Source organism: Sphingomonas silueang (genome assembly GCF_040049155.1).
Taxonomy (GTDB): domain Bacteria; phylum Pseudomonadota; class Alphaproteobacteria; order Sphingomonadales; family Sphingomonadaceae; genus Sphingomonas; species Sphingomonas silueang.
This window is the reverse complement of the sequence record NZ_JBDZDK010000023.1, coordinates 20,839-36,141: the sequence shown is the minus strand read 5'-3', so window position 1 is coordinate 36,141 and position 15,303 is coordinate 20,839. Positions and strand designations below refer to the sequence as shown.

Sequence of the window (15,303 nt, the reverse complement as noted above, 5' to 3'; positions counted from 1 at the left end):
AGTTTACGGTGCCACAATCCCGCATCAGAAAGCGTCCGCTTCCAGAAGCTCTGAATGCATCGGCTAAGCCGATAGTTGGCGAATTCTGCCGACCGTGCCGAAGTTGGCTCCGCAAGGAAAACGAGCGGTTTTCTCGCGGTCTGACAATGCCGGTCCCGGCAATCCGAAAAGAGCAAGAAAACCCGTTGTGAAAACCAGCGCCATCTTGCACCATGCCGGTAGTCTTTTCTGGCGGGGTACGCATTGCTCATTGGCTATATCCGAGTGTCCAAGTCGGACGGCACGCAAACGCTGGAGCCGCAGCGCGACGCGCTGTTCGCGGCCGGCATTGATCCGTCGCGCATCTATGAGGATATGGCATCGGGTCGCCACGATGCGCGGCCTGGCCTGACCGCCTGCCTGAAGGCGCTTCAGCCGGGCAACACGCTCGTCATCTGGAAGCTGGACCGCCTCGGCCGCGATCTGCGCCATCTGGTGACGACGGCGGAGGATCTCCGGTCGCGCGGGATCGGGTTGAAGGTGCTGGCAGGTGCCGGCGCGCAGATCGACACGACGTCTGCCAATGGCCGTCTCGCTTTCGGCATCTTCGCGGCGTTCGCCGAGTTCGAGCGCGAGTTGATCGCCGAGCGTACCCATGCCGGCCTTGCTGCGGCGCGCGCGCGCGGTCGCATGGGCGGTCGGCCGCGCAAGATGAACCGGGCGACGCTGACGATGGCGATGGCGGCGATGTCCGATCGAGGTGTCGTCGCGGCTGATGTCGCTAAGCGGCTCGGGATCACGACCACGACCCTGTATGTCTATGTCAACGGCGACGGCACCCCCAAGGCGCCGGGGCAGGCGTTGCTCGATGCGGGTCCCACTCGGCAACCGCAAAGCCAGGCTGCATAATGAGCGCGGGCGTCACGGTCCCCATCGAGGCGATCGTGACGCTCCGACGTCGTTTGGCGGCATTGCCGGCAAGGCATCCCGAGCGGCAGCCGCTGATGACATCGACCGCCGAACTCTACGACATCAGCCGCGCTACGCTCTACCGGCTGTTGCGCGGCGAGCGAAGGCCGAAGGACGCACACCGTGCCGATCGTGGCCTGTCGCGCACCATGCCTGCCGGCGAGATCGAATGGTGGTGTGAGGTCGTTGCGGCGATGAAGAGCCGCACGACCAACCGTCAAGGCCGTCGTCTCTCGACGAAGCGTATCCTCGAAATCGTCACCGAACACGGTGTCGAGACCCCCGATCGCGGTCTGGTGAAGCTGCCGGCAGGTCGGTTGGCTGCCTCGACACTCAACCGGCACATGCGGCAACGGGGATACGACACCGAGCGGATGACGCGCGAGCCGGCTGCGGTGCGCTATCAGGCCGAACGCGCCAACATGCTCTGGCATTTCGACATGAGCCCGTCGGATCTCAAGCAGTTGAAGGCCCCGACCTGGATCGATCCCGATCGTAATGGCGCGCCTACGTTGATGCTGTTCTCGGTGGTCGATGACCGGTCGGGCGTCGTCTACCAGGAATATGCGCTCGTCTATGGGGAGGATGCCGAGGCGGCGCTGCGCTTCCTGTTCCGTGCGATGGCACCAAAGGAGGACAATCCGTTTGGAGGTATTCCGGAGAACATCCAGCTCGATGGCGGCCCGGTCGGCAAATCGAGCGTGTTCAAGGGGGTCATGGAATGTCTCGGGATTACCGTCACTCCGCACATGCCAGCAGGGTCGGACGGACGCCGCACGACCGCGCGCGCCAAGGGGAAAGTCGAGCGCCCGTTCCGCACTGTCAAGGAAGCGCACGAGACGCTGTACCACTTTCACGAACCCGCCAGCGAGGAGGAGGCCAATCGCTGGCTGGCGCGCTACATCGCCACCTACAACAGCGGCGACCATCGTCGCGAGCCGCATTCTCGGATCGACGACTGGCTCGGCCACCTGCCCGATGGCGGCATTTGCGCCATGTGCAGTTGGGAGCGCTATTGCGCATTCGCGCGCGAGCCAGAGCGCCGCAAGGTCGGCCTCGACTGCCGGCTGACCGTCGCCGGCGTTACCTATGAGGTCACGTCCGAAGTGGCCGGCGAAACGGTTGTCGTCTGGTGGGGGCTGTTCGACCAGGAGCTATGGGTCGAGCATGGCGATGACCGATACGGCCCGTTCGATCCGGTCGGAGGGCCGGTGCCGCTGCATCGCTATCGCAAGCATCGCAAGAGCCGGCGCGAGGTCCGCGCGGATCGCGTCGATGCGCTGGCGACGAAGATCGGAATCCCTCGCTCGGTCTTGACGGGCGAGGACGACATCGTGGTGATCGGTCGCAAGCCCACCGATGGGATCGCACCTGTGCCGGCCCGGCCATTCGCCGATCCAGATCCGTTCGCCGAACTCACCTTCGCCACGCCGCTCAAGGCACGCTTCGCCATATCCGAGGAACTGCGCCTGCCGCTTGGCGGCCTTTGCGAAGAGGACCGCGCCTTCATCGACGCGTTGCTCGCGCGCACGCTGTCCCGGCCCGAAGTGATGGATGAAATCCGCAGGCGATTCCCGCCCGGCCACAGACGGAGCGGCTGATGCAGACCGAGGTGATGCGCTATTACGGGCTGGCCCGGCCCCCGGTCGATCTCGGCTTCTTCGAGACCGAGCATCATGCCCAGCTTACCCATGATCTGAAGACCGCGATCACAGGTGGTCGCCTGATCGCGCTTACGGCCACCATCGGCTCGGGCAAGACCGTGCTGACGCGGCGACTGCGCGAAGAACTAGAGCGCGAGGGCCGTGTGATCGTCTCGCGCGCGCTCAGCCTGGAAAAGGCCAAGATATCGGTGCCGCTGCTGGTTGCAGCGCTGTTCTATGATCTTTCGTCTGAGAAGACCGTCTCGATCCCAAGCCAATCGGAACGGCGCGAACGCGATTTGCAGGAGCTGTTTCGCAAGGCCAAGCGACCGGTCGCGCTGTTCGTCGACGACGCCCACGACCTCCACCCAAAGACGCTGACCGCGCTCAAGCGCCTCGTTGAGCTTGTCACCGAGGGCGGCGGTCAACTGGCCGTGATCCTCGTCGGCCATCCGAAGCTGCGCAACGACCTGAAACGCCCGCTGATGGAGGAAATCGGCGACCGGACGACCGTGTTCGAGTTTGGCGGCCTGCGCGATCGGCAGCGCGACTATATCGACTGGGCGCTGCGCACCGCACTGTCGCCGGGGATAGAACCCGATGCCGTGCTGACCGAAGACGCCGCGATCCTGCTCGCCGCCAAGCTTAAGACACCGCTCCAGATCGGCCGCCATCTCGTGCGCGCGTTCGAAGCCGGGTTCGAGGCCAGCGTGAAACCGATCGATGCCGCTACCGTAGAGGGTGTGCTGTCACGCCAGATTGACGACCTCGAACCCCAGCTTACCCGCCACGGCTACGATACGAAGAGCCTGGCGGACCAGTTCGACGCCAAGCCGGCGGAGATACGGCAACTGCTCCGGGGCGGGCTTGATCCGGCTCGTGCGCGCGAGCTGACCGACGATATGCGCGCGGCAGGATTACCGCTTTGACCGCCGTGTCCGCGATCCCGCGCCGCTCGGTGAACATCTCGCGTCCGTCGCATCGAATGTGATTTGCGTCTCACCGAACGTGCGCCGGCTGATCGCCAGCGTCTCACATAATTCAAGCGCGAAAGCCCCCTCTATTGCAGTTCCGGGCGATCATCATTGCGAGCCGCTACACCTAGGCGCTGATGCGGTTGGCCACGAGTTCGTCGACCACCGCAGGGTCGGCCAAGGTTGACATGTCTCCGACTTCGCCCGGTTTCCCTTCGGCAATCTTGCGCAGAATGCGGCGCATGATCTTGCCGCTGCGCGTCTTGGGTAGGCTGGGCGCAAACTGGATCGCATCGGGCGTGGCGATCGGACCGATCTCGCTGCGCACCCATTTGCACAGCGCGGCACGCAGGGCCTCGTCGCCCTCCTGATCCGCGTTGAGCGTCACGAAGGCGTAAATGCCTTGTCCCTTGATATCGTGCGGCATGCCCACCACCGCCGCTTCCGCCACACGCTCATGCGCCACCAGCGCGCTTTCGACTTCGGCGGTGCTCATGCGGTGGCCCGATACGTTGATCACATCATCCACCCGGCCGGTAATCCAGTAATCGCCATCGGCATCGCGACGTGCGCCGTCTCCGGTGAAATAGCTGCCCGGGTAGGTGCTGAAATAGGTCTGAAAGAAGCGTTCGTGATTGCCGTAAACCGTGCGCATCTGACCGGGCCAGCTACGGGTGAGGACGAGATTGCCCTCCACCGCGCCGGCCAGTGTGCGGCCTTCGGCATCGACCAGTTCCGGAAATACACCCGGCAGCGGCTTGGTCGCCGATCCTGGCTTCGCCTCCGCCGTGCCGTTCACGGGCGCGATCAGCGCCGCGCCAGTTTCGGTCTGCCACCATGTGTCGACGATGTCGCAACGCTCGCCGCCGATCACGCGGTGATACCAGTTCCAGGCCTCGGGATTGATCGGCTCGCCTACGGTGCCGAGCAGCCGCAGCCGGGACAGATCGTGTTGTTTCACCGGCTCCTCTCCTTCGCGCATCAGCGCGCGGATCGCGGTCGGCGCGGTGTAGAACACGGTGACGCCCAGACGCTGGCACGTTTCCCATAGGCGTCCGGCATCAGGATAGGTCGGCACGCCGTCAAACATTACCGTGCTGGCGCCGTTCGCGAGCGGCCCGTAAACGACATAGCTGTGGCCCGTGATCCAACCGACATCGGCCGTGCACCAGAATAGATCGTCGTCGGCTAACCCGAATAGAAGATCCGTGGTGAGCGTGACCCACAGGAGATAACCGCCGGTGCTGTGCAGCACGCCCTTGGGCTTGCCGGTCGATCCGCTGGTGTAGAGAATGAACAGCGGATCTTCCGCATTCATTGGCTCGGGCGGACAATCGGCATCGACCCCTTTGCTCAAGTCGTGCCACCACCAATCGCGGCCCTCCTTGAGATCGACCTCGGTCGTCGTCCGCTGTACGACGATAACCGTTTCGACCCCGCCCGCCTTTGCACAGGCCGCGTCGACATTGGCCTTTAGGGGAACCGACCTGCCGCCGCGCCTGCCTTCATTGGCGGTGATAACGAGCTTGGCGCCGCAATCGGAAATACGATCAGACAGACTATCGGGTGAAAAGCCACCGAACACCACCGAATGTACCGCGCCGATTCGTGTGCAGGCAAGCATGGCGATCGCGGCTTCGGGTACCATCGGCATGTACAGGACTACCCGATCTCCCTTGGCGACGCCGCGGCCCTTCAACACATTGGCGAAACGACAGACTTCCGTATGCAGTTCGCGGTAAGTGAGGGTTCGCCCCTCGCCCGGCTCGTCCCCTTCGAAAACGATGGCGGCGTTGTCGCCACGGGCATCCAGATGGCGATCGAGGCAGTTGACCGAAACATTCAGTTCGCCGTCGGCAAACCAGCGAATGCCGAAGTCGGCTTTGTCGAAGCTGCTCTCGTCCGCTTTGGTCGGGAAGACGCTCCAGTTCAGGCGGCATGCCTCGGCCAGCCAAAAGGCGTCGGGATCGCGCTCCACCGATGCTTGCATCGCGTGAAGCCTGTCGGTTGCCGCCAACATGGTGATCTCGGCCTTCTCATAGACACGGCTTCGCACGAGAAAGCGTCGGCCCGTTCCGTTGTCGAGGCTGAACATCCCGCCCCGTCCCTCCACCACGTCGAGGATCAGCTGCGTGTGCTTCCATGCCGCGAATTGCTGCGCCCCGATATAGACTGGCGTGGTGCCTATGGTGCCGAGCAGCACGTCCGATCCGCCAAGGCAAAACTCGCTGCGGGGATAAACCATCGGGCTGGAACCGTCGCAGCAACCGCCCGACTGGTGGACCAGCACCGGGCCGTGACGGTCGACGATTTCGGCCAGCAGCGCCGCTCCCGCCTCGGTGGCAATCACACGGCGAACCAAAGCGGCCCGCCCCATTTTTCCCTCGTCCTGCTCGTCACCGTTCGCCATTATACGGTCAGGTCGAGGACGACCCGCCCTTCGATCTGGCCCTGCCGCATACGGTCGAACACCGAGTTGATGTCTTCGAGACCGGCAGTCGAGATCGTCGCCTTTACCTTGCCGTCGCCAGCGAATTCGAGCGATTCCTGCAGGTCCAGCCTGGTGCCGACGATGGAGCCGCGTATGGTAATACCGTTCAGTACCATGCCGAAGATGTTGAGCGGGAAATCACCCGGCGGTAGGCCGTTAAGCGCGACGGTGCCGCCGCGCCCGATCATGCCGACCGCCTGTTCAAAGGCCTTTTCGCTCACCGCGGTCACCAGCGCGCCGCGCGCGCCTCCGCTGGTCAATCGCCTTACCGTCGTGGCGGGATCATTGTCCGTCCGTGCGTTGACCGTCTCCACCGCACCGAGCCTGCGGGCGAGGTCGAGTTTGGCGTCGTCGACGTCGACGGCGACCACCTTCATCCCCATGGCCACCGCATATTGTACCGCCATATGGCCGAGACCGCCGATGCCGGAGATGACGACCGCATCGCCGGGCCGGGTATCGGTCATCTTCAGGCCCTTGTAGACCGTCACGCCCGCGCACAACACCGGCGCGATTTCGTTGAAGCCGACATTGTCCGGCAGGTGGCCGACATAATTGGGGTCGGCCAGCACGTAGTCGGCGAACCCGCCATTGACCGAATAGCCGGTGTTCAACTGGCTTTCGCACAGCGTCTCCCATCCACCGAGGCAGTGCGTGCAGTGACCGCAAGCGGTGTAGAGCCAAGGCACGCCGACCCGGTCGCCTTCCTTCACGTGGGTCACGCCCTTGCCCACAGCGGAGACAAAGCCCACGCCTTCGTGGCCCGGGATAAAGGGCGGCTCGGGCTTTACCGGCCAGTCGCCTTCTGCGGCGTGGAGGTCGGTGTGACACACACCGGAGGCCTGAATGGCAACCTGGATCATGCCGGGCTGGACCTCGGGAACCGGAACTTCCTCGATCCGCAGTGGCTCGCCAAAGGCGCGCACGACGGCGGCTTTCATGGTCTTGCTCATGACATCTCTCCTGTAGTTTTATCGTTCGAAGGCCGGGCGGCGGGCGAAACTCCGCGTCGCCGTGCCCGGGCTGTTCGCCTCAGAAGAAGCCGAGCTTCTTCGGGCTGTAACTGACCAGCATGTTCTTGGTCTGCTGATAGTGGTCGAGCATCATGCGGTGGTTTTCGCGCCCGATGCCGGATTGCTTGTAGCCGCCGAACGCCGCGTGAGCGGGATAGGCATGGTAGCAATTGGTCCACACACGTCCCGCGCGGATCGCGCGGCCGAAGCGGTAGCAGGTGTTCGCATCCCGGCTCCACACGCCCGCGCCCAGGCCATAAAGCGTATCGTTGGCGATGTTCAGCGCCTCATCCTGGTCCTTGAAGGTGGTGACCGACAGGACCGGTCCGAAGATTTCCTCCTGAAAAATCCGCATCCGGTTATGGCCACGGAACACGGTGGGTTTTACATAGTAGCCGCCTGCAAGATCGCCTTCGAACCGGGCTGCCTCGCCGCCGGTCAGCAGTTCGGCGCCCTCCTGTTTGCCGATATCGATGTAGGATAGGATCTTCTGCTGCTGTTCGGATGATGCCTGCGCGCCGATCATTGTCTCCAGATCGAGCGGATTGCCTGCCTTGATCGCCTCAACGCGCTGGATCGCGCGTTCCATGAAGCGGTCGTAAATGTTCTCATGCACCAGTGCCCGGCTTGGACAGGTGCATACCTCGCCTTGGTTGAGCGCGAACATCACTAGGCCCTCGATCGCCTTGTCGAGATAATCGTCGTCCTCGCGACATACGTCCTCGAAAAAGATGTTCGGACTTTTCCCGCCGAGCTCCAGCGTCACCGGGATCAGGTTCTCGCTGGCATATTGCATGATGAGCCGACCCGTCGTCGTCTCGCCCGTGAAGGCAATCTTCGCGATGCGGTTGCTGCTGGCGAGCGGCTTGCCGGCTTCCAAGCCGAAGCCGTTGACCACGTTGACCACCCCGGCGGGCAGCAGGTCGCCGATGATTTCCATCAGGACCATGATCGACGCCGGCGTCTGTTCGGCCGGTTTCAATACCACGCAATTGCCTGCCGCCAGTGCCGGTGCGAGTTTCCACACCGCCATCAGGATCGGGAAGTTCCACGGAATAATCTGGCCGACCACGCCCAGTGGCTCATGGAAATGATAAGCGACCGTATCGTGATCGATCTCCGAGATACCGCCTTCCTGCGCGCGGATGCAGCCTGCGAAATAGCGGAAGTGATCGATCGCCAGCGGAATGTCCGCGGCCATTGTCTCGCGTAGCGGTTTTCCGTTGTCCCAGGTTTCCGCGATGGCGAGCTCGCGAAGATTTTCCTCCATCCGGTCCGCGATCCGATTGAGGATCAAGGCTCGCTCGCTAACGCTGGTGCGGCCCCAGGCCTCCTTCGCCGCATGCGCCGCATCCAGCGCGGCTTCGACATCGGCCGCCTGACTGCGTGCCACCTGACCAATGGATCTGCCGGTAATCGACGAGATGTTGTCGAAATAGCGCCCGTCCTTGGGCGCGGTCCACTTTCCGCCGATGAAGTTGTCGTAGCGTTCCGCGAACGGCACCGTCATCGAAGTGGCGGGGTTGGTCTGCATGTCCATCACGTCATCCTCTCGAAACCGCCGGATCCTTCCGGTCGCGAGGACGATAGTTCCGCGAGATGGCGGCGGTGCACAGGGACTGCCGGTTGATGGAATGGGTCGATTGTCTCGCTATCGAGACAATGGGGAGACCAGATATGTCAGCGACGCTGCAAACCTACCCTTTCCATTCGACGATAGAGAGTAGCTCGACCGATGCCGAGTTCCTTTGCCGCCTTGGTGGCGTTGCCGTCTGCCCGCGCCAGCGCGCGGCGCAAGAAAGCCCGTTCCGAGTCAGCGAACGAGGTGGCTTCTTCGCCACCGAGGATATTCGAAGCCGTGCGGCGGCCCCCGAGACACGCGTTGGTCAGTTTGAACCGATGCCTTGCAGCGAAGGTCGCGCCGATGACCAGATCGTCCCGATCAACGGCCAGCAAGGCTGCATCGCCGCCTGGCAGATTGGCATCGATGATCCGGTACGAGGCGAAATGCGCGCGAAAGATGCCGCTCTCGATCCGGCGAGCGGCATCCTGCACGATCTTCTGAACGAGCATTCCCATCGCGGCGCTGTGGTCGTAGCGGCAGTTCGAGATATCCAAGGCGCCGACAAGCTGGCCGGTCGCATCGCGCACCGGCGCATCCATGCAGCTTATGCCCGTATTCCGGCTGGCGAAGTGTTCATCTCGATGGATCGTGACCGGTCGACCCTCGATCAGGCAGGTGCCGATCCCGTTCGTGCCTTCCCGGCTTTCGCTCCACACTCCGCCGGGCGTCAAGCCGATCCGATCGAAAAGCTCGCGGTCACCCGCGAGGCTACGCGCTTCCAGAACGACACCGTCATTGTCCGACAGCATCACGGCGCAACCCGTGGCAGAGACGATCTGGAACAGCTGGTCGAGCAAGGGACGCGCGACCTCCAGCATCAACTCACAGCGTTGCCGCCGCTGAATCAGGTCACTTGCAGATACAAGATCTGGAACCCGATCGGCTCCTGCGTCGAGACCGTGCTTTAGGCCCGAACGACACCAGCTGGCAGCAACAAGCGAATGCGCGGCACTGGCTGAGCAATGCAGGACCTCTTCGACAACTGCTTCATGCCGATCCTTCATCGCGCCGGGATACACGAAATGTCGCCAGTTGGCGAACCAATGCCGTAGTGTTCTGCATCCCGCCAGCGGCCTTTGGTGTGAAGAAAGGTATCCTTGCGTCGATAAATTGACATCACGCTGACCGGTCACCCTGCCTGCATCGTGCCATCCGGCAATTGCTTGCAGCCGCCCATCGGTTCGTCCGTCAGTCAGGACAGGCCTGTTTTGGCTGACGGATGAGCAGATTGAGCGGCTGCGGCCGTTCTTTCCCAAGAGCCACGGCCGGCCGCGGGTGGACGACCGACGGGTTCTGAGCGGCATCGTCTTCGTCAACCGCAATGGGCTGCGCTGGCGAGATGCGCCCAGCGCCTATGGGCCACACAAGACGCTCTACAACCGGTGGAAGCGCCGGGGTGAGGCAGGCGTGTTCACGCGGATGATGGAAGGGCTGGCGGCGGCAGGCGCCGAGCCGAAGACGGTTATGATCGACGCCACCTACCTGAAGGCGCACCGCACGGCATCGAGCCTGCGGGTAAAAAGGGGGGCCTTGGCCGCCTGATAGGCCGCACCAAGGGCGGCATGAACACCAAGCTCCATGCCGTAGCCGATGCGAACGGACGCCCCTTGAGCTTCTTTATGACCGCCGGGCAGGTCAGCGACTACACCGGTGCGGCCGCGTTGCTGGACGACCTGCCGAAGGCTCAGTGGCTGCTAGGTGACCGCGGCTACGACGCCGACTGGTTCAGGGATGCGCTCCAGGCCAAGGGCATCCAACCCTGCATCCCAGGGCGGCGGTCCCGCAACGAGCCGGTCAGGTACGACAAGCGCCGCTATCGGCGACGTCACCGCATCGAGATCATGTTCGGCCGCCTCAAGGACTGGCGCCGCGTCGCAACCCGCTACGACCGCTGCCCGACCGTCTTCTTCTCCGCCATCGCCCTCGCTGCCACCGTCATCTTCTGGCTGTAATCAACGAGTCCTGACCTTAAAGCATGATCGCGCGCTTGGTGGGTGCCACTGCGGTAAGCATGTAACTGTCCCAAAACACCATGGCATTGGGGAAGCGTCGATCGCCTCGCTGGCCGTTCGTTTTGAGGTAAGGCGAGCAGCCTCGCCACGCGGGATAGTCCGTCACAGCGTCACTCCGATCACGACCATGAGGAGGGCATAGACGGCCCCCGCGATCTTGGCGCCGCCCAACATGCGAGCCGGACGCCCGCGTCGTCTGCGGTGCCATGTCTTGTCGATCCCGGTGCGGATCGAGAGGATGCCGTCGACGGCGAGGACCGAGCCCATCGCGAAGATGAGGATGGTCAGCCATTTGCTGAAGCGCAGCGGGCTCATGGACGTCAGGACGAAAGCGCTTATCAGCACCATCATGAGGATGCCGGTGACAGCGCCGGCAAGGTCGAAGAGGCCGCGCACCCGGCCGGGATCGAGCGAGCCGACGGGCGGGCGCAGCAGGACCATCGGTCGCCGGCAGGTTCGGCACGGCTCGATGCGCGAGCCGGCGGGAAAGGGCGGCAGGTCGGCGCGGCAGCATTCGCACCTCGCGCGGACGCGGCCCATCATGTTCACGCAGGCATTGCCTCGACATGCCAGACCTCGATCGCGCCACGCGGCGTATGGATGCCGGCGATCCGGACCGTCCCCGTGAGGTAGGGCCGCACATCGGCCGAGCAGTCGAGGCGCCACCACATGCCGTCGCGGTCGCGCAGGAGGAGGCCGCGGGCGCTATGCTCGACGGTGCCTTCGAGCCGGTGGGGGAGGATTGCGCTCATGGCGATATCCTGTCGACGCTCTCGCCCGGGTCAAGGTCGCCTCGCGTGTCGGGAGTGCCGCGGAAGCATTCGGCGACGCAGTGCAGCAGCTCGCCGCCCCGGTGGAGGAAGGGGCGACCGTTCATGCGGACGGTCTCGTGGGCGAGACGGCGGCAGGGTTTGCCCGAGCGATCGACGAACCCGCACGGCACCGCGAGCGGGGCAGGGGGCGCCTGCGTCGTGCCATCGTCGGTGCCGTCATCGTCGGCGGCGAGGGCGGGTTCGCGGAAGAAGTCATGCTGGCGGTCCATGGCGGATCATCCGGGTGAGAGGGACAGGGACGGACCCAAGTCCGTCCCATCCGCTCTCCCTCTTCTCTCCCGTCAGTTGCGGGCCGACGCGACTACGGGCGCGGGGGCAATTGGCGTACCGGGCGCTGCGGCGGGCGCGACCGGCTGACCCACGCCCGGAGCGGGTGCGGGAGCCGCGACGGCGATGCGCGACTGCGCCGAGGTCGTGAGCTTGCGAAAGGCGTCGAGCAGCGCAAGGCTGGTGATCTTGCCGATGTCGGTGGAGGTATAGCTGCCGCCGAGCGCGCCGACGCCGGCGTTCATGAGGATGCCGCCGCCCAGGATCGAGAGATCCTTCTTGCGCGCCGAGCCGGTGGCGATTGCCTGCTGGAGCCCGGTCTTCACCTCGACCAGCGTCAGCATGGTCTGGCTCTCCATCTTCTTGGTCCGAAGGCCGAGCCCGCCGGGGAGCAGGCCCCCGACAATCCCCCCGGCACCGCCTGCGTTATTGTCGCTGTAGATGACCTTGGCGGTCAGCATATAGTCGGCCGCGCGCAGCGAGGCGGTGTTGCGTGCGCCCGCGACCGAACCGCCGGCGGCAAGCTCGCGCTCGCGTTGCAGGGCATCGAACCCTTCGCCGCGATCTACGACGTAGAAGCAGCCCGACTGCGCGACGAGAAGCTTGAGGAGCGGCAGCGGATCGACACGGGCGCTGCCCCCGCCATTCTGTGCCTCGGCCATGCGCACGAAGGCGCGCATCGCGGGGGGCAGGTCGTCGGCCGGCGCCGCGGCGCTGCGTTCCTCGACCAGCGCGACGGTGCCGAGCGGCGCGGTGCAACGCGGCACCTCGGACGCCTCGTCGACGCCGGTGCCGCCCTTGCCGAGCTTCTGGGCGGTCGCGGGGGCGGACAAGACGGCCAGGAGGCCGAAAGCGGATATCAGGGTACGCATCGTGTCAGTCTCCAACGGTCATGGGGGTCGCGAGCGTGACGCCCGAAGGCGCGAGGAGCGCGGCGACACGATCGCGCACCTCGTGGAATGTCGGCCGGACGGAGCCGGGGATGCGGATGGTGGCGTAGCCGGCACCGGCGGTCATCGCGTCGCGGCGGGCATCGCGTAAGGGATTGTGGGTCCGGTCATCGACCTCGATCAGCGCGACGATGTTGCCGGTGGCGCGGTCCTGCGCGACAAAATCGACGATCTTCTGCGAGAAGGCGTTGCGGTCGCCGATATGACGTTTGCGGCCGGGAAGCGCCGGGACGGCGAGCAGCGCGCCCATCGCGACCTGGGCGTGGATGCGGCAATGCGGCAGCGCGCGTTCGAGCGCGTCGAGCATCGCCGCCTCGCGGGACGTGAGGAAGCGTTTGGCGACCGGGCGCGGCGGCCCGAACGGCCGTCCACTTCCAGCCATCCCGAAGGCGATCCGGGCGAGCAGCACCAGCGCGCCGATCGCGACGTACAGGGCGATGATCTTTACCATCGGCTCAACCCCCCGGTGTTGCCGTGTTCGCGGCGTCGGCGGCCCCCCCGGGCTCCGACGCCGGCACAGTCTGCCATGTCCGGACCGGCATGTCTTGTCTTTCGGTCCCGTCGGTGATGGCGGCGTCGTGGGTGGCGGACAGCCGGTCCCCGGCCTGTGCCATCCACTCGGTCTCGAGCCGGAGTCGTTCGGGCGACCGGGTCGGCTCGGCGAAGATAAACCAGCCCATGCCGGCGATCGCGGCGACGCCTGCGAGCATGAACCCGCGCTGGATGCGGCGGTGTCGCCGATCGCCATGATCCATATCGAGCCGTGCGAAAGTTTCTTCGACCGGGTGATATGTCGGCCGGGCTTCGAGCGCGGCGACACGCCTGGTGAGCGCGCGCAGCGCCTCGTCACCGCCCGGTGCCGGTAGGGCAGCGGGTTCGCCCGCCCGCCGTGGGCTTGCGAACAGTTCGTCGTCGAGGCTGGTGTCGACGAAGCCGACAGGATCCGTCTCACGGATCACATCAGCCTGCTCCAGGTCGTCCGGCCCACCGTCGTCCTGCGCGGTGCCCGACCGCGCGAAGGAGACGACCTCGCCGGGCGGACGGGATGCGGACACCTCGTCTTCCTCTCCGACCTCGCTGAGATCGATGGTGAGCGTGAGGTTCGGGTTTTCCGGCAGTGGCAGGGCGAGTTGGTGACGGGCGTCGTCGTCGAGACCGTCGGCGTGCCCCAGGAAGACCATCTCGCCGACGCCGTACCAGTGCAGCGTCCTCGCGGTCAGTCGTGCGTGGAGCGCGCGGGCGAGGACGTTGTACGAGCCGTAGCGCGATACGAACAGGATGGCGTCTGCCTCGAGCTCCATCCACCGACGCACCGACATGAACCGGCAATGGTCGGGGGCGGCGATCAGACCATCGGACAGTTCGCGTAAACGTTTGAGGACCGACCACGTCAGCTTCGCGGCCGCGCTCTCGTCGTCGGGGATGTTTTCCAGCCGGGAACGCACCTCGGCGTGGGCGAGGGTGCGCAGAGCGTCGGCTGCTTCATCGAGCCAACCGTAGCGGTGAAGGATGTCGGCCAGGATCGGGCGTGCCGCCAGTTGCACCGGATCGGACATGAGGGCAGGCAGCATGGCGTACGCGGCCGCCACGCAATCGTCCGGCGAGCGATGATCGGCCTGGAAATCATAATTGCCGAGCGCGAGATCGATATGGGCGTCGCCCTTGGCGAAGAAGCGCTTCGCGATGGCGTCACCGCGATCGAGGATGACGAGGCGGTTGCCGCGTCGCGCATGGCGGACATGCGCTGTGAGCAGATCGGAGGGGATCGACCTTGCGTCGCCGTCGAGAACGGTAATGCCGGTAAGCGCGCTCATGCTTCCCTCCGATGTGCCGGATCGTGGTCGGTGTGCCCGGCGCGCAGGCGCGCGAGCATGGCATGGTCGTCGAGCGAGGCGCGGATGGCGGCGATCTCGCGGGTTGGGGCATCGGGGACGGCGACGAAGAGGATGATGGTGGCCGGACCACCGAGCCAGCGGGCGATCGAGACCCGGGGGAGGCGCGGATCGTGGTCGGCGATCATGTGCGTCGCCTGCCGTACGCCGGCGAGCACGGTCATGGCCCAGCGCAAGGCGTGGCCGTTCGCCGGGTCGTGACCGGCGACTTCCGCGACGGCTTCGCTCGGCAGCGCGCGGATCAGGTCGCGCGGGGTGGCGAGGCCGGTGCCGGGGAGGGTGCCGGCATGTTCGAGCGCGCGCAGCAGGACGTAGCGCGAGGCGCCGGTGTAGCTTGAACAGATCTTCGGATCGTCGGGCAGGAACGCCTCGACGGCTGACGCGCGGGCATAGGCGCTGACGTGATCGGTGAAGAAGTCCCAGTTGCCGCGCGCGGGGTCGATCAGGAGGTCGTGCTCTGGATCCGCAAAACGCGCGAGTGCGGCAATGTCACCGAATACGGCGAACCGGTCACCGCTGCCGGCGCGGGCAGCCGCCAGGGCCGGGGCGGGATCGACGACGTCGTCGTCGGCGTCGAGGATGCAAAGCCGGGGGGTGTCGGGCTCGGGCTCGCGTCGGAAGCGGAACGGGTAGATGTTTCCCATGATCGGTCCTTT

Annotated in this window: 15 protein-coding genes; 4 read left to right on the top strand and 11 right to left on the bottom strand. The window is 65.1% G+C overall.

Features of this window, described 5'->3' with window-relative positions; genetic code table 11:
• The first annotated feature begins 243 nt into the window (after nt 1-243).
• The 3 genes from ABLE43_RS17470 to ABLE43_RS17460 are packed head-to-tail and all read left to right on the top strand — an operon-like array spanning nt 244 to nt 3,520.
• Nucleotides 244-888: a recombinase family protein gene (locus tag ABLE43_RS17470; protein ID WP_037519505.1), complete on the top strand. Its 645-nt coding sequence runs from the start codon at nt 244-246 to the stop codon at nt 886-888.
• A complete protein-coding gene (locus ABLE43_RS17465; protein ID WP_008830442.1) occupies nt 888-2,549 on the top strand; it encodes an IS481 family transposase in 1,662 nt (553 codons plus the stop codon). The genes ABLE43_RS17470 and ABLE43_RS17465 overlap by 1 nt, the downstream gene beginning before the upstream one ends.
• Nucleotides 2,549-3,520, top strand: a complete 972-nt coding sequence (locus ABLE43_RS17460; RefSeq protein WP_008830441.1) for an ExeA family protein — start codon at nt 2,549-2,551, stop codon at nt 3,518-3,520. The genes ABLE43_RS17465 and ABLE43_RS17460 overlap by 1 nt, the downstream gene beginning before the upstream one ends.
• Before the next feature lie 172 nt (nt 3,521-3,692).
• On the opposite strand, the gene acs is transcribed toward ABLE43_RS17460, so the two are convergent.
• The 4 genes from acs to ABLE43_RS17440 form a co-directional block, all read right to left on the bottom strand.
• Nucleotides 3,693-5,975, bottom strand: a complete 2,283-nt coding sequence (gene acs / locus ABLE43_RS17455) for an acetate--CoA ligase (protein WP_256210873.1) — start codon at nt 5,973-5,975, stop codon at nt 3,693-3,695.
• Nucleotides 5,975-7,009, bottom strand: coding sequence for an alcohol dehydrogenase AdhP (adhP, locus tag ABLE43_RS17450; protein ID WP_066278433.1), 1,035 nt, complete (start codon nt 7,007-7,009; stop codon nt 5,975-5,977). Before adhP ends, acs begins: the two co-directional genes overlap by 1 nt.
• Nucleotides 7,010-7,088: 79 nt before the next feature.
• Nucleotides 7,089-8,609: an aldehyde dehydrogenase gene (gene adh, locus ABLE43_RS17445; RefSeq protein ID WP_066278437.1), complete on the bottom strand. Its 1,521-nt coding sequence runs from the start codon at nt 8,607-8,609 to the stop codon at nt 7,089-7,091.
• Between the two features lie 140 nt (nt 8,610-8,749).
• Nucleotides 8,750-9,826, bottom strand: coding sequence for a GAF domain-containing protein (locus ABLE43_RS17440; RefSeq protein WP_249341318.1), 1,077 nt, complete (start codon nt 9,824-9,826; stop codon nt 8,750-8,752).
• 25 nt (nt 9,827-9,851) lie between these two features.
• On the opposite strand from ABLE43_RS17440, the gene ABLE43_RS17435 reads away from it, so the two are divergent.
• Nucleotides 9,852-10,645, top strand: a protein-coding gene (locus ABLE43_RS17435) for an IS5 family transposase (RefSeq protein ID WP_425475286.1) whose coding sequence is annotated in 2 segments (ribosomal slippage) — nt 9,852-10,209 and nt 10,209-10,645 — 795 coding nt in all. Because the reading frame shifts where the segments join, the coding sequence is not laid out codon by codon here.
• 162 nt (nt 10,646-10,807) lie between these two features.
• Here ABLE43_RS17435 and ABLE43_RS17430 read toward each other — a convergent pair.
• The 7 genes from ABLE43_RS17430 to ABLE43_RS17400 form a co-directional block, all read right to left on the bottom strand.
• The gene (locus ABLE43_RS17430; RefSeq protein WP_315463017.1) at nt 10,808-11,254 is read right to left on the bottom strand and encodes a hypothetical protein; all 447 of its coding nucleotides are present in this window, start codon (nt 11,252-11,254) and stop codon (nt 10,808-10,810) included.
• Nucleotides 11,251-11,457, bottom strand: coding sequence for a DUF5818 domain-containing protein (locus ABLE43_RS17425; protein WP_315463016.1), 207 nt, complete (start codon nt 11,455-11,457; stop codon nt 11,251-11,253). The genes ABLE43_RS17430 and ABLE43_RS17425 overlap by 4 nt, the downstream gene beginning before the upstream one ends.
• Entirely contained in the window at nt 11,454-11,747 is a 294-nt protein-coding gene (locus ABLE43_RS17420; protein ID WP_093067595.1) for a hypothetical protein, read from the bottom strand. The genes ABLE43_RS17425 and ABLE43_RS17420 overlap by 4 nt, the downstream gene beginning before the upstream one ends.
• A gap of 72 nt (nt 11,748-11,819) precedes the next feature.
• Nucleotides 11,820-12,677: a CsgG/HfaB family protein gene (locus ABLE43_RS17415; RefSeq protein ID WP_315463015.1), complete on the bottom strand. Its 858-nt coding sequence runs from the start codon at nt 12,675-12,677 to the stop codon at nt 11,820-11,822.
• Between the two features lie 4 nt (nt 12,678-12,681).
• A complete protein-coding gene (locus ABLE43_RS17410; RefSeq protein ID WP_315463014.1) occupies nt 12,682-13,206 on the bottom strand; it encodes a DUF2726 domain-containing protein in 525 nt (174 codons plus the stop codon).
• A gap of 4 nt (nt 13,207-13,210) precedes the next feature.
• Complete coding sequence (locus ABLE43_RS17405; protein WP_315463013.1) at nt 13,211-14,569, bottom strand: type IV secretion system DNA-binding domain-containing protein; 1,359 nt, start codon at nt 14,567-14,569, stop codon at nt 13,211-13,213.
• Complete coding sequence (locus tag ABLE43_RS17400) at nt 14,566-15,291, bottom strand: type IV secretion protein (RefSeq protein ID WP_315463012.1); 726 nt, start codon at nt 15,289-15,291, stop codon at nt 14,566-14,568. The genes ABLE43_RS17405 and ABLE43_RS17400 overlap by 4 nt, the downstream gene beginning before the upstream one ends.
• Nucleotides 15,292-15,303: the final 12 nt, after the last annotated feature.